This window comes from Paenibacillus sp. CF384 (assembly GCF_900106745.1).
Taxonomy (GTDB): Bacteria; Bacillota; Bacilli; order Paenibacillales; family Paenibacillaceae; genus Paenibacillus_Z.
This window is the reverse complement of sequence record NZ_FNNV01000016.1, coordinates 133,603-148,309: the sequence shown is the minus strand read 5'-3', so window position 1 is coordinate 148,309 and position 14,707 is coordinate 133,603. Positions and strand designations below refer to the sequence as shown.

Genomic DNA, 14,707 nt, shown 5'->3' with positions numbered 1-14,707 from the left:
GTACCTCGTTTCAACATGAAAACTCTGCCGCGGACCTTCAAGCAGCACTCATCGGAACCGGAATTGTTCATAGTGAATCGAACCCGCGGGAACGCCGCCAAGCCGAAATTCCCGCTGAAATGCCGCAAGCATCGGAGCCGGTCCGCACATATAGATCTGTTTGGCCGCCACAGCCTTCTTACCTTGCATCACGCTGACTACACGCTCGGCAGTGAGTCGCCCCTGTTCCGCAGAATAGTGGACATGCACGCTGAGGTTATCATGCCGCTGCTCGGCTTCAAGTATCTCACCTAGAAACAACGCTTCCTCCTTCGTTCGCACCGTGTAGAAGAAATCAATACGATGGGGGAGCTGTTCCGGCATATCTCGAATCCAGCTAAGAAATGGGGTCACACCGATGCCGCCGGCAATCCATATTTGATCACTGCCGCCTTTGCGGTAATCCATCGTGCCATAACCGCCTTCAATAACGGCTCGCGCACCTGATTTCAAGTTTCGATTCAAATAGTCGGTATAATCACCGGCGGCGCGGATCGTCAGTCTGAGACCGGACTCTTTCGGTGAGCTGCTGACGGTGAACGGATGCCACTCCGACAACACCCTGTCCCCTTTGAACCGAATAAACAGAAACTGCCCCGCTTCAAATTGCAGCTTTTTCTTCTCCGGAAAGAGCGTGACCTCGACTGCTCCTGCGCCCAACTGCCGTACCTCGTTCACTTTATAGCGCGCTCTTCGCCTCACGAATCTTGCAATAAGCTCTGTGTATAGATAAGAAGTGATGCCGACAACGATTGCAATCATCAGGAGTGTGAACGGCACTGCAGTCGTCCGAACGAGCGGATCAACCAGCAGCGAATGCGCCGTACCGATAATAAAGAAAATCCCGATAAACCGATGCGAGATTCGCCATCCTCGGTAGCCTAACCGCATAACCCGCCGTACGACCGGAATTCGCGGTGCCATTGAAAGGAGAATAAGCAGGACAAAACCCCCAAATGCAATATAACCGGGAGCTCGTCCGGGAGGAACCTCATACGGATTAAGCGGCATCACGAGCAAATGTAGAAAGAGCAGCAGGAACACAAATATACCCGCGTTGCGATGGACGACATACAGCTTATCCAAGCCGCCGAATAATCGTTCCAATACCCGGAATCTCGTTGCGAGCAATAAGGTGAAGGCCATCATCATCATCATGGTCGAGCCAATGACTTCGCCTAGATAGCGCTGGGTGAACGCAGGCAGTTGGCCCGTATCCATAGGTGGAAAAGCAATCCACACGGCGGCATTAACAAGCGGTAGCAAGAAAATAAAAAAATGGCGAGGCTGCAGCATGCACGTGCTCCTTTTCTCGAGTGAAATCCTTGTCTATTTCTGATTCTACCATAGACCTCACTCGAAAAATCTCACCGTACGATGAATATCTGCTGTGCCTCGCCACAATTTTACTTCTCGCCGAATTCGACTTTCTTCACCCAACCGAACGGATCCGGGGCGGATCCGGTTTGGATGCCCGTCAGCGTATCATAGATGGATTTCGAGAGCTGCCCGGTCACGCCTTCGCTGATCACGAGCTTCTCTCCGTTCCAGTTCATCTCTCCAATTGGCGAAATGACTGCTGCTGTTCCCGTTCCGAAAGCCTCTTCCAGCGTGCCGTTACGGCCTGCTTCATAAAGCTCTTCAATGGACAGCACTCTCTCTTCAACAGGAATATCCCAGTGCTTCAGGAGTTGGATGACCGAATTCCGCGTAATACCCGCCAAGATGCTGCCGTTCAGCGCAGGAGTTACAACCGTTCCGTTGATCTTGAAGAATACATTCATGCTGCCGACTTCTTCGATATATTTGTGCTGCGTGCCATCGAGCCAAAGTACCTGCGTGTAGCCTTGCTCCTTAGCGGCTTGCTGCGATTTCAAGGCTGCGGCATAGTTGCCTGCTGTCTTCGCTTCACCTACGCCGCCCACAACTGCACGAACATACTGGGATTCCACGTGGATTTTGACCGGGTTAATGCCCTCGGGATAGTAGGCGCCGACAGGCGACATGATAATGATAAATTGGTAATTCTCAGATGGAGCCACGCCAAGCGTCGCTTGCGTAGCGATGACGTATGGACGAATATAGAGCGATGTACCTGCAAGATCCGGAATCCAGTCTTGGTCGACTGCGATGAGCTGCTCCAGCGCATCAATCGCCACATCAATATCCAGCTCAGGTACACTCATACGATCATTGGAGCGGTTCATACGGGCAAAATTATCGCGAGGACGGAACAGTTGAATGCCGCCGTCTTCGGTTTTGTACGCCTTCAAGCCTTCGAAGATGGTTTGTCCGTAATGGAACACTTTCGCGGCCGGATCAAGTACGATCGGCTGGTAAGGCGTGATGCGCGGGTTATGCCAGTCTTGCTCGACACTATAATCCATTACAAACATGTGATCCGTAAAATAAATCCCAAAACCAAGCTGATCCTGCGCTGGCTTGGTCTTCTTGTTCTGACTGGGTTCAATCGGAATGGCTTTATTGGCTGTTGTCATGGTTTATTCACTACTCCCTTACTTTCATGATTGGTGATTGCATAATACAACTTGTTGAGGTATATATAAAATATCTATTATGTTCACTATCCATACCTTTAGAGTATGTAAATAGATCTTCACATTGGGGATGCTTACATGGATTTTCGACAGTTAAAATACTTCTTGGCCATCGCGCACGAGAAGCAGATTACGCGAGCGGCGAAGCTGCTGCACATGGAACAACCGCCCCTCAGCAGGCAGCTTATGCTGATGGAAGAAGAGCTCGGCGCGCAGCTGTTCGAACGGAGCCGAACGCAGCTGACATTGACCGCTGCAGGGCGGCTGCTCAAGGATCGAGCGGAGTCGTTGCTGCTGCAATTAGACGAGACGATGAAGGAAGTCAAGGAGCTCGAGCTTGGCGTACGCGGAACGCTCTCGCTCGGCGCGGTCGTTTCCTGCGTCTCCATTCTCCCTCGTCCGATCCAGCAATTACGCGAGAAATACCCTCAGGTTACGTTTAAGATCGCCGAAGGCGACCATTACTTGCTCGGCGAAATGCTGGAGCGACGCTCGATTGAGCTCGTCATATCCCGATTGCCGTTTGAGGCACATTTGCTCCCGAATAAGCTGGATATGCTCCCGCTCCCTTCGGATCCGTATGTTGCCTTAATGCCTACCGAGTGGGCTTCCCCTGACAGAGGCAACAATATCAGCATCGAAGAGCTCGCCCAATATCCGCTGCTCACGTTAAAGACCGATAAAACGATCAAAATGCACGAACAGGTTGTCAACGAGTTCCGTCGTCACGGCTTCGAACCGAATATCATCTGCGAATGCTCCAGCGTCGCCATTATTATGTCCCTAATTGCCGCAGGAATCGGCGCGACGGTGTTTCCGAAATCGGTTATTTCCTCGTTTCCCTCCGGGGACGTGATTACGCTCAGTATCCGCGATGCCGATTTTCAATCGGAGGTCGGGATTCTGTGGTTGAAAGATCAACTGCTGTCCAAGCGCGCTCAGCATTTTATTGAATGCTTCCAATAGTTGAAATAAACAAGACCGAGCACTCTGCCAGGCAGATGCGCTCGGTCTATTGTTTTACTTTCTTCTAACCATTAATAAAAGCCAGCTGCTGCAGCATTCGCTTCAAAGCTACAACGGCATTGGCTCTTGTAACGGACAGAGCCGGCTCGAATTTGCCTTTCAATTCGACTTCCAGAATACCGGATTTCAGCAGTTGATTGATATCCTCGGCAGCCCATCCGGCAATTGAAGCAGCATCCGGCAGCTTATCCACGCTCAATGCCGTGTTGGTCGCACCTGTCTGCGGCTTTACTGTCACGTACTTCATGGCCCTGCCAATCATGACCGCCATTTCCTGCTTCGTAATAATGCCATTCGGCGAGAATCTGCCATTCGTATCCCCTTTAATCAAACCCGTTTGATCCGCAACACTTGCTACACGTGCATACCAAGCGTTCGGTTGAACATCGGTGAAACGCAGCGAGCTTGTTTGCGGCGTCGCCATTCCAAGTGCTCGAACGAGCAGCGCAGCAAATTCCGCACGTGTTACCTTCTGGTCCGGGTTGAACGTCGTCGCCGTCACGCCAAGCACCACACGTTTCGAGGCCATAATCTCGATATCCGACTGCGCCCAGTGTCCCGTAATATCCGTGAAGGTCTTCGACGCGCTAGCCACCGTGTATGTGCTGTTATGAGGCACCTTAACGTCCAGAACGGTGTTATCCCCCTCCTTGCGTGCAAAAGCAGGCACAAACCCTGAGGCTCCTGTTTCAAAATCATATACTAGCGCTGTAAGGTGATTCATATCCACGTTTCCTTTGATGGTAAACGAACGTGTAACATAGGTGCCATTGAAATCATTCCATTCCGTGCTCTTACCGTTCTTCTCCAGCATAACGGTAAATCCGATGGAATCCGACAGTGGCTTGAATCCTTCTTGCGTCAATTGCTTCGTAATCTTGTTGCGTATCAAGTTGCTTGCTTTGGCGATGCTGATCTCTACGGTCGTATCATCCGAAATGACCGTATTTCCCTTATTCAAGAATGCTCTGATAGGCAGCTCATACGTGACATTATGGGTTTGAACGACAATCAGCATATCCGAGTATTTCTTGCTTGCCTCCAGCAGTACACTTGCTGGAAGATCCACAGATACATTCACTTCAAGCTGTTCCAGGTTGAAGATAACCTTCGGAACAACCGGTTCGTCCTCTTGTTTGGCTTGTGCATCAGCCTGCTCCTGCGCCTTAACCAGTGCTGCACGGAGATCAGATGAATCCAATTCAAAGTGCATGCCCGAACTATCTGTCGTCGTCTTCATATCATCCGGACCTAGTTTCACAGATGGATCTACCGGCTCTGCAGGGAAGAATCCGCCGAAGAAGCCGCCTCCACCGCCTCCGCCACCTCCGCCACCTCCGCCATTGTTACCGCTCCCGTTATTCTCTGAAGGATCCGGTGAGTTTGGCGGAATTGGACAACCGTTTACCGGCGAACTTGCAGCTTGTGCGACCGACTGCCCAGTGATAGACGGCTTGCTCAAGCCAGGCAAAGCAGCTTGCACGAGTGAATAAGGCGCGAGAGTTGTGTGACCACTCTCACTATAAGCGAGTATAAGCTCATCTTGCTCATTACCCGGTAAAATATCCGTTATAGTCGTTGGCATTGCAAGTTGCTGCTTCAACTGGAAGGTCGCATAATCGTACACATTAATCGTTGATCCATTTAACGCGTAGAACGTTGTCAGGTCTTGCGAGAAGACAACTTTGCTAAACGGTTCAATTGTTCTGATATACCGCATATCGCCCGCTTTAGTAGTCGAGGCCGTAAATATAGTACCTGCTCCGTTGAACAAGTATTTATAATCCGGCGAAATCTGGAAGTAGGTCGACATTCTATAGTCCCCATGATAAGGAGAGTCATAGCCGCCCGGGTACAATGGCTCCATGAAATGTCCGGCGTCGTCAACATTAAAGGCATAGATATCTCTAGGCGAAACATCCGTATTGATCGCATACAAATGATTCGGACTGTATTGAAGATAGGATGCCTGTCGAATATTCGCTTCTTCAATGAGCTGATTAGTAGGCGAATAAGAATTGAAATACGTCCACTGCCCTGAACCCGACGAAACATACATATAACCGCTATCATCCACAACGAGATCAAAAGGATCGATCGTAATGTCGAACTGGTCTACTTTCGCAAGCGTATCTGCCTTCAATATGGCAATGCCGCCTGATTGATCTTCCTCCCACCAATAGGAACTATGGGAACCGTTAACTAAAGCTACATAGAGCTTTCCTCCCGATACATACAACCTCTCAGGCTGACGATCCAGCGTGGCGGATTTTACGTCACCTGTTTCAAGATTAACGGAAGATACGGTATTACTATCATTAAAGATGCCATAGATCACCGGCTCGGTTGGATGCTTAAGCATTTGCTTCAAGCTGCCGTTGAAATAAGCCCAGTTCTCGCCGGCATTCACTCCTGATATTCCTGTGCGGTTTGAAACCTCCAGTTTATTGAAAGCAGACATATTATTACCGCTAAGGTCGGTTACTCGTGCCACGGTTGATACAGGTGTGTAGGAGACCGTCACATGATCTGTTGCTAAAACTTTTTTATCCAGAGTCAATATAATCTTTCGTCCTACAGAGTTAATATCGTACAGCATGGCGGCCTTATTATTAACTTCAACATAAAACGTGTCCCTAACCGCGCCGTATGCGTTCTTCAAAGGCTCATTATAGGTTAATGTCAATTGATTACCGTTAATGCGAGCCGTACTCAATACAGGCTGTGCCGTATCATCCATTAGGAAATACCCGTTCGTCGCATCGGGGCGCACGCTGCGGCCATTGGTTCCTTTCAAGCCTGATACGGTAATCTTGTAGCCGTTCTTAGACACGAGTGCAGAAGTCGTCAGATAGACGACATTATCATAATCGCAATCGACTTCCACTTTCGAAATTTGGGGATTGGAATAACCGGAAATCAACGATTCCAGCTTGTAATTGGCTATATTGCCAAGTGCTGAAAGACTCATCGCCTGATCAAATACAACCGCTACTGTAGTGCTATTCTCCGCATACCCGCCAAGCACCTTCGGGCTTACGGAGTCCTTGATTGCCGTAACCGTCCATGTTTGAATAGTACCATTCTCTGCTGTAACGGTATACACGACCGGCCGATTCAGGTTCACTGCACTTCCGCTGGCAGGTGAAATCTTCGCGCCAGCTGAGATCTCAACCGTTGGCTTTAGGACCGATACATCATCTTCTGATTCCACATATAACGTAACCGTGTGCTGGATAGGATTGATAATGGCTGGCCCTGTGAGCACATCCGAGTTAAAGCCTACAATTTCTCGTTCAGCCTGCGGATCAGCGACAGCCCCTTGAATCATCCACGTCTGTAACTGCCCATTCTGAGAAGTTACGGTGTAAGCGACCGGATTCGTGAAGTCCTGCGCGACATGAATATCAGGCGTAATGCTGGCACCCGGTGAAATGGCAATCTGCGGAGCAAGTGCAGTTAAGTTCGTCCCATATGCAGCCGAGAAGGTAACGGTATGCGCTAACGCGTTGATATCCGGATTTCCGACCATTCCGGCAGCACTGAACGAAACAATACCGTTCTCATTATTCGTATAAGGGAGGCCAACTGTAGCCCATGCTGCCTTCACAACTTCGATAACGACATTCTTCTGCTCTTCCGGAAGTGTAAGATCATTAGCCGCAAGAACAAAAGAATCCCTCGCTTCTACAAAACCGGATGTAGGCGTCAGATAGGAAGTAAGCGCCGTATACGTGATGTCACCAAGGATTGAACGCCCTTGGCCAGTCAAAGCAGGCAGCGCATCAATACCGCTTGCAATCAAATAAGCGGCATGATTGGGGATACCGCTATTCAAATGAACGCCGCCGTTATCATGATCGATATCCTCAGGCAATTCCTCATATCCCGCCATAGTGGAGGGTTGCGGCGGAACTCCGCGCTCCGGATGCTCCAGATCACGCAGTACACCGCTTCCGCCCGCAACGCCTGCATTCTCGGCAATGGACCAGTCTTGATCGTCATATAGGACAGCCATTATATCGGAGATAGATTCGTTTAGTGCCCCAGACTGTCCCGCATACTCCAAATTCGCTGTATGCTCCGTTACGGCATGCGTCAACTCATGGGCGATGATGTCATTCGCGCAAGTTAAACATTCGAATAATTCGTCTCCATCGCCATAGACGATTTCATAGCCATCCCAATAGGCATTATCAATCGCGCCCGCATTCACAACTGAGATAATGGACATCCCATTGCCATCCAAGCTGTTCCGATTGAACCGGCTCGCATAGAAGTCATACACTTGACCTGCAAAATAATGCGCATCCACAGCCTCGGGGTCATCAAATGACGGTGTAGTGGAGTTAACAGGGAAGAACGGGTTCTCCGCATCGTAGGTCTCGATTACACCTGATTCGATCCCGTTTTCCAAGTGATACATCGGTTTGGTTTTGTCGGAGAGGTAGTATTCATTGCCTTGCAGTGCCAAATTTAGTGGCCTTGTTTCTCCGTAATAGCCTCTGCCCCAGCCGCTTGTGCTATCGTTCGGAGCTGATTGTTCCAGTCGACTGAACTTCTTAAGTACAGCCTCCGTATGCGCATCAACGAATCCGACCCAGCGTCCCATCGTTGGCTGCACGTACTCCATATCGATACGATAGGCTAAATAGTAGGTCCCATCCGATGGATATACCATCAGTTCCACTTTCGGTTTGCCTAGTTCGCGGGAGGCGATGTGACCGCCCAGCGTTATGGCATAACCGGCCTCTTGCTCCACAGCCACTTGGAAAGCGGCAGCTGCTTGGTTCTCATCCACAGTGGGCTGTGTATTCAAAGCGATACCATCCAGCTCCGTAGAAGCATCATTCGTAATGGCATACATCCGCTTATCTGTGCCGACGTGCGCCGTTATGTATTTGCCGTAGACAGGAAGTCCATGAAATTGCTGCTGCAGCATGTAATGCTGCCTGCCTTCGTCGTCGTTTGTTTTCTTTACCAATGTCAGACTGGTTTGTGTCTGTGTCTGCTTAAGTGATTGTTGATTCGCTGAAAAATACTGAATCACGTCTGAGTCGGTACGTAATTCACCGGAAAGCTTACCTTGCAGCATACGTGGAGCTTGTCCCTGCGAACCCTCTAGCACATTGCCGATACCGGGAGTCAATGGCCCGGTGAATCCTGACGCCATTGCCGATGGAACGGCAACAGAAGAGAGGAGTATACTTGCAAGCATGCTTAAACAGATGGACTTAAAACGACGTGACGACAATACGTTTCCCCCCAAGGATAATAAATTCAATAAATTACCACCACTATAGAATATAGTAAATTAATCGAGGCTGACAATGCTATTTACGAGATTTATAGTTAGTAGATTTTACCGTATGCAGCGCAGCAGAAAATGCCTTCAACCCGCATAGACTCTCCGTTCCACGAATATGTTGTCTTGAACCTCCGATATGCGGAACCCAGTTAAAGGGGCGAACCTGAATGTTGAGACGATATCTTGCTATGCTGGCAAATGTAGTGCTGTATGTGGCCATGATTATTGCCGCGATCGTAATCTACAATGCGGCCGTAAATCCGCTGCTCGGATGGGGAAGTTTCGGGGAAGGCGAACAATTGCCTGCACAAGTCTTTATCGTGCTGGTGCTGTCCGTCGTGTTGTGTTATCTGGCTTATCGCGTCAAATATTCGCTGATCGTACCGCAGATAGCGCCGCCCGGATTCTTACGGATGCAGCACTATCTGCCGATTTCAACCTTGCGAGCCGTGCATATGATCACCGTCGGCATCGGCTTTGCCTTCTTCTTCACCGCCTCCCTCAAGTTCCTGCTCCATCAAGGAGTAAGCGAGCTGGCAGCCTTCACCGATCAATATGCCGACGTTTCGACAGGCTACCTCATCATCTCTGCCGTTATCAACACCGCGCTCGAGATCATCTTGTTCATGGGCATCCTCTTCAATGAAGCACGCCGCAATGTGGCCGTCTTCTGGGCCGTCCTCCTCGTTTCCATCATTATCGCCGCTCTGCAGCCGGGAGGGATCGCCATGCAGCTGCTTGGCATTCCGCTGGGTTTCCTGTACGGCTACATGTATCTCCGTCTGCGTTCGATTTGGTCGGTGATTCTCATCGGGTGCTCCTTCAATGTGCTGTTCTTTGCTTTTGTCAAAACGGCTGCCTTCGACTGGTTCGATAAGCTTCATGACAGTTGGCTAATCGTCATCATTGCTGTTGCGGCGATCTATATGGCAGCGAGCGTCCTGAAGTACAGCCCGAAGAAAAGTTCGAGTCCCTTGTAAGCACAACAAAGAAGCGTCTCTCGCATGAGAGACGCTTCTTTGTGTAGGAGACCGGAATCGTTCCTATTCTAGAGCTTCAAGGACAGCTTGAACGCCGTAGCTGTTGCCGATTGGGCCGTAGCCCATCGCCAGCTCGCCGTTAATCGCGTAGGTTTGGTTATTTTGAACAGCCTTCAGACTTTTCCAGACGGCATTCTTCTCCCAATCGTCTGTCATTGCCGGCTGCGACTTGTCGACGTAATTGAAGTAGCCCAGGAAGAGATGGTCCGGATTAAGCTTGCTTAAACCTTCGAGCGAAAGCTCTACGCCTTCCTCCATAGCCGGATCGTTCGGTGCTTTCAGGCCCAGACCGCTGTAGTACTGTGTCAAATACTTCGTGCCGCCCAGCCATACCGCATTGTTCCGAACTTGGACGAATGCTACTGTTCCTTCCACTTTCGCCAATTTCGCTTTGACCTCTTGAAGCTTCGCATTGTAATTGTCAATGTATTGCTTCGCCACATCCTCTTGTCCGAGGATTTCTCCGAACTTCGTAACAACCGCCTGCCAGTTGCTCCAGATATCGGTTTTGGCTTCATCAATAACGACCGTCTTTGCGATCTTCTCCAGTTGATCCGTCACTTCGGCGTTGATGCTGTTACCGGCGATGATCAAGTCCGGGTTATAGCTCAGCAAGGCCTCCATATTGACCGTTGTATTCTCGCCAACGACGACCATTTCACCCAGCTTGTCTACATAAGGCTTATAGCTGTCCGTATGCAGCGCCGATGACTTCTCCGTGAAAGGAAGCGCAAGCGCAGCCGATTTCAGATCGAACAGCAGAATCGAGTCGATATAACCCCAATGTACGACTGCCACTCTTTCCGGCTTCTTAGTGATTTCGATTTGGCCGTTCGCCGCATCGATGGTACGCGGGAATGCGCTGGTCGAAGTATCGTTGCTCTGCTCCGCTTCACCGCTCGGCGCAGTATTGGACGCTCCATTATTATTCGAACCGGAGCACGCGCTCAGGATCAAAGCCAAACTTAACAGAACGATTAGTACCAAATAGGATTGTTTTCTCAGGTGCATGTCAAGCTTCCCCTCTTCTATTCATCTCGATAACGATTCTCATTATCAACTAAAAGAGTACCATCGGACGCAGGATAATAGAATAGAGAAATTCCCGACTCTTCCATGGACTATTTCTTCTGATGCAGATGTCCGACTCTACTTGGCGCTATGCCTTTGTATTTCTTGAACAACCTGCTGAAGTAATAAGAGTCTGCGTATCCGACGCTCTTCGCGACGGCCGATACCGAAACCTGCTCGGTCAGCAGCCACTCGTGCGCTTTATTCATGCGGTAATGAATCAAATAATCGATCGGTCCGGTGCCCGTATATTTGTGAAATAAATAAGAGAAGTATTTGGGCTTCAGCTGATAGCGCTCCGCTAACCCGGCAAGCGTCAGCGAATCCATGAAGCGGTCATGAATATGGCCGAGCGCGTCGTCGATTACCGAGTAGCTGTCTTTGTTCTGACGGTTACGCTCAGACTGAAGCAGCTTGGCTACGTATTGATAAAACAACGACTTCTTCGCAAGCATGCCCATATTGTCAGGAACCGAAGCGGCTTGAAGCAGCTGCTCTTGCAGTCGCAGCAGCTCAGGATCTACCGTAACCTCCAGCAGCGTTATATCATGATTACGCTCTAAGCTCCCCGGCACTGCTTCCGCCGTATTGGGCATATAATGCACGATATTATATTGAAAGCCGCTGTCGCCTACGATAATCTCAAGCCTTCTGCCCGCTCCGCCAATCAGTATTTTGCCGGGTTCCAGCCGGTAGCGCTCCTCGCCATCGAAGATAAATTCGGCAGCTCCGCTAAGTGCGCAAATAATCGCGCATTTCGAAGTCGGCTTGTCCACATGCCCGCTGTAAACTTGGTTCGCTTCAAGCTGTGTCCGATACACGCCAAACAGATCAACAGGTGTATGAACAAACCCTCTTGCCAGCTCTTCGTAGCTGTAGGCCATGTGTTTCCACTCCCTTCACTCCTTCATTCTCCCCATCATATAACAAAATGTACAAGCTGACGAGGCGACCGACGAGCAGCCGGGAGAATCGTGAGCGGCATCCCGGTGAGGCCACTGCACCATCTCCGCGGCCGAGAATTATGATATACTGTTTACTACATATACACTTATGGAAGCGCTAAGCTAACGGAGGAATACAGGCAATGGCCGACAATAAAGAACCTAATGATGATGAAGCGATTCAAAGCTTACCGGAGAGCGTCAGGCTGAGCTGGGGAATTATTAAGCCATCGCGCCGAGGGCCGAAGGGCGAGCTCAGCATTCCCTTAATCGTAGATACCGCTGTCGCGATTGCCGATCAAGACGGTCTGTCCGCCGTATCCATGAGCCGCGTTGCCGGAGCGCTCGGTTTCACTACGATGTCTCTTTACCGATACATAACCAGCAAAGAGGATTTGCTGCTTCTGATGCAGGATAGAGTCTGTCCCCTTCCACCGGAAGCCGATCCGGACGCACCCAAGAAACATTGGCGCGAGGAAATGCAGGACTATGTGCAATTCTGTATCAAGGTCTTCCGGGACCATCCCTGGTTCGCCGATATTCCCATTCGGAGCGTTCCTATGATGCCCGGCAATCTTCGTATTATTGATTGGACGCTTCGCATTATGCGCGGCTTTCCCGTTAATGATTTCGAGAAAATGTCCTTCGTGCTCTTGATTAGCAGCTATGCGAGGGCATGCGGCATGATTGCCAGGGATATGGATTTGGTCATTAAGGCGGGCGACAGCTTCTCGACGTTCAGCGGATTGAGCTACACGGCCGCGTTGAAGCAGCTCATTACGGAGGGCAGCTTCCCGGACCTGCATCCGATCGTCATGTCAGGCGCCTACACAGGTGAGGTTGAGAGTCCGATCGGGGACGATCTAGCCTTCGGGCTGGAGCGTATACTTGATGGTATCGAGCATTATCTCGAAGTGAGGCGCCAGATGTAAGAAAAGCAGCGATTAGAGCTCATTAGCTCCAATCGCTGCTTTTTATTTTATCGCTGTCCGGCTTTGCGGCGGAACGCGAGTGTGCACCATATTAAGGCCAGCATCAAGATGAAGGTGCACCAGCCGATCGCCCACCAGCCGTTGTCCCCGATTGGCGTGCCCGAGAGCAATCCGCGAATGGTCTCGATGACCGGCGTGATCGGCTGATGATTGGCTAACCCTTGCAGCCATGAAGGCATCGTGCTGGTCGGCACGAAGGCGCTCGACAGATACGGAAGGAAGAGCAGCGCGAAGCCGTAGCCGCTTGCGGCGGACGGGCTCCCGGTCACCAGTCCGATCGCGGCGAATAACCACGTGAACGTCAGGATGAACAGGATGATGACGCCAAGCGCACCCGCCCACTCCAACACGCTTGCGTCCGAGCGGAAGCCCACGGCCAGAGCTACGCCGATGACGATACAGGTCGCAAGCAAATTACGGACCAGGCTCGCGACCACGTGTCCAACGACGACGCTAAGCGAACGAATCGGCATCGTGCGGAATCGATCGATAATGCCGTTCGTCATGTCCGTCGCGACATCGACTGCGGTGCTGGAGGAACCGAAGCCTGCGCACAACAAGATGATGCCGGGTACAACGTAATTGACATAGTCACCTGAGGGGTCAATCGCCCCGCCGAACACATACGTGAACAATAACATGAGCATAACGGGGAGCATAATCGCCATCACCAGCGACTCGACATTGCGCAGACTGTGACGGAGACTGCGTCCGATGAAGACAAGATTAGTCACGCCGAAGGATGCGGGCTTCGGTGCCCGTTGCTGTAATAAGGTTCTCATGCCAGCGACGCCTCCTTCTCCATGCTCGTTAACGCCAAGAAAACATCGTCCATGCTCGGCTTGCGAATACTGAGCTGCGTGCCTTCAGGGAAGGAATGAACGACACTTCCTAGCGTTTGCCACACATCAACGATGGTCCCGTTCGTCGGCAGGGTTCGAAGCAGCTCATTATCCTTATTGCGCAGCTCGATGACTTCGCCGCCCACATGCGCCTTCAGCTCGGCCGCCGTCCCGGACGCGACTATTCGCCCGTGGTTAATGACCGCGATCCGATCGGCCAACTGATCCGCTTCCTCCAAATACTGCGTCGTCAGGAAGATCGTGATTCCCTGCTCCTTCAACTGCTGAATATTCGCCCAGAGTGCGCGCCGGCTCACCGTGTCGAGCCCCGTTGTCGGCTCATCCAAGAACAGCACCGGCCGGTGCACGACAAGACTGACGGCAAGATCCAGCTTCCGGCGCATTCCGCCGGAATAGGTCTTCACGCGTTTGCCTGCAGCAGCTTCCAGATCGAAGCTTCTGAGCAGCTCCGCCGTGCGGACGCGGCTTTCCGCTGCGGACAGTCCGGACAAGCGGCACATCATGTTCACGTTCTCCGCCCCCGTCAACACCTCGTCAACCGCAGCGAATTGACCGGTCAAACCGATCGACCGGCGTACCTCTTTCTTGTTTGCCACAATATCATACCCTTCAATCCGCGCACTGCCGGCATCAGGTTCGATCAAGGTCGATAGAATATGAATAAGAGTGGTTTTGCCGGCGCCGTTTGGGCCAAGCAAGGCGAAGATCGTTCCCTTCGCGACCGCCAAGTCGATGCCGTCCAGCACCGTTTGGCTGCCGAAGCTCTTACGCAGCCCAGTGGCTTCTATTGCAAGCTTTGTCATTATCATCATCCCCCTCATTAATTGTGTATTGTATAATCAGTATATTATGTACACAGTTAATTT

General features: G+C 50.9%; 10 protein-coding genes. 3 read left to right on the top strand and 7 right to left on the bottom strand.

The annotated features are described in order from the left end of the window. Positions 1–48: 48 nt before the first annotated feature. Both BLW29_RS23340 and BLW29_RS23335 read right to left on the bottom strand, forming a co-directional pair. Entirely contained in the window at positions 49–1,335 is a 1,287-nt protein-coding gene (locus BLW29_RS23340) for a ferredoxin reductase family protein (protein WP_090984098.1), read from the bottom strand. A 110-nt stretch (positions 1,336–1,445) separates the two neighbouring features. Next, on the bottom strand, positions 1,446–2,537 hold the full coding sequence (locus tag BLW29_RS23335) for a branched-chain amino acid aminotransferase (RefSeq protein WP_090984096.1): 1,092 nt from the start codon (positions 2,535–2,537) through the stop codon (positions 1,446–1,448). Between the two features lie 138 nt (positions 2,538–2,675). Here BLW29_RS23335 and BLW29_RS23330 point away from each other — a divergent pair, with 138 nt between their 5' ends. Further along, the gene (locus BLW29_RS23330) at positions 2,676–3,563 is read left to right on the top strand and encodes a LysR family transcriptional regulator (protein ID WP_090984094.1); all 888 of its coding nucleotides are present in this window, start codon (positions 2,676–2,678) and stop codon (positions 3,561–3,563) included. A 64-nt stretch (positions 3,564–3,627) separates the two neighbouring features. Here the strand turns inward: BLW29_RS23330 and BLW29_RS23325 are convergent, their stop codons facing one another. Then, positions 3,628–8,877: a M4 family metallopeptidase gene (locus tag BLW29_RS23325; protein ID WP_090984092.1), complete on the bottom strand. Its 5,250-nt coding sequence runs from the start codon at positions 8,875–8,877 to the stop codon at positions 3,628–3,630. Between the two features lie 221 nt (positions 8,878–9,098). Here BLW29_RS23325 and BLW29_RS23320 point away from each other — a divergent pair, with 221 nt between their 5' ends. Beyond that, positions 9,099–9,911 carry a CPBP family intramembrane glutamic endopeptidase gene (locus BLW29_RS23320; RefSeq protein ID WP_090984090.1) on the top strand — a complete coding sequence of 271 codons (813 nt, stop codon included), beginning with the start codon at positions 9,099–9,101 and terminating at the stop codon, positions 9,909–9,911. Positions 9,912–9,974: 63 nt separating this feature from the next. On the opposite strand, the gene BLW29_RS23315 is transcribed toward BLW29_RS23320, so the two are convergent. Both BLW29_RS23315 and BLW29_RS23310 read right to left on the bottom strand, forming a co-directional pair. Further along, positions 9,975–10,982 carry an ABC transporter substrate-binding protein gene (locus BLW29_RS23315; protein ID WP_256208832.1) on the bottom strand — a complete coding sequence of 336 codons (1,008 nt, stop codon included), beginning with the start codon at positions 10,980–10,982 and terminating at the stop codon, positions 9,975–9,977. Between the two features lie 110 nt (positions 10,983–11,092). Then, on the bottom strand, positions 11,093–11,926 hold the full coding sequence (locus BLW29_RS23310; protein WP_090984088.1) for a helix-turn-helix transcriptional regulator: 834 nt from the start codon (positions 11,924–11,926) through the stop codon (positions 11,093–11,095). A gap of 203 nt (positions 11,927–12,129) precedes the next feature. On the opposite strand from BLW29_RS23310, the gene BLW29_RS23305 reads away from it, so the two are divergent. Then, positions 12,130–12,918: a TetR/AcrR family transcriptional regulator gene (locus BLW29_RS23305; RefSeq protein ID WP_090984086.1), complete on the top strand. Its 789-nt coding sequence runs from the start codon at positions 12,130–12,132 to the stop codon at positions 12,916–12,918. Positions 12,919–12,965: 47 nt separating this feature from the next. Here the strand turns inward: BLW29_RS23305 and BLW29_RS23300 are convergent, their stop codons facing one another. Together BLW29_RS23300 and BLW29_RS23295 are read right to left on the bottom strand one after the other, a co-directional pair. Beyond that, positions 12,966–13,760 carry an ABC transporter permease gene (locus BLW29_RS23300; protein WP_090984085.1) on the bottom strand — a complete coding sequence of 265 codons (795 nt, stop codon included), beginning with the start codon at positions 13,758–13,760 and terminating at the stop codon, positions 12,966–12,968. Further along, positions 13,757–14,644 (bottom strand): ATP-binding cassette domain-containing protein, encoded by an 888-nt coding sequence (locus tag BLW29_RS23295; RefSeq protein WP_090984084.1) that lies wholly within the window; start codon positions 14,642–14,644, stop codon positions 13,757–13,759. Before BLW29_RS23295 ends, BLW29_RS23300 begins: the two co-directional genes overlap by 4 nt. Positions 14,645–14,707: the final 63 nt, after the last annotated feature.

Coding starts and splice junctions, on each gene's coding strand:
- BLW29_RS23340 (WP_090984098.1), bottom strand. CDS start 1,335: ATGCTGCAGCCTCGCCATTTTTTTATTTTCTTGCTACCGCTTGTTAAT.
- BLW29_RS23335 (WP_090984096.1), bottom strand. CDS start 2,537: ATGACAACAGCCAATAAAGCCATTCCGATTGAACCCAGTCAGAACAAG.
- BLW29_RS23330 (WP_090984094.1), top strand. CDS start 2,676: ATGGATTTTCGACAGTTAAAATACTTCTTGGCCATCGCGCACGAGAAG.
- BLW29_RS23320 (WP_090984090.1), top strand. CDS start 9,099: ATGTTGAGACGATATCTTGCTATGCTGGCAAATGTAGTGCTGTATGTG.
- BLW29_RS23315 (WP_256208832.1), bottom strand. CDS start 10,982: ATGCACCTGAGAAAACAATCCTATTTGGTACTAATCGTTCTGTTAAGT.
- BLW29_RS23310 (WP_090984088.1), bottom strand. CDS start 11,926: ATGGCCTACAGCTACGAAGAGCTGGCAAGAGGGTTTGTTCATACACCT.
- BLW29_RS23305 (WP_090984086.1), top strand. CDS start 12,130: ATGGCCGACAATAAAGAACCTAATGATGATGAAGCGATTCAAAGCTTA.
- BLW29_RS23300 (WP_090984085.1), bottom strand. CDS start 13,760: ATGAGAACCTTATTACAGCAACGGGCACCGAAGCCCGCATCCTTCGGC.
- BLW29_RS23295 (WP_090984084.1), bottom strand. CDS start 14,644: ATGACAAAGCTTGCAATAGAAGCCACTGGGCTGCGTAAGAGCTTCGGC.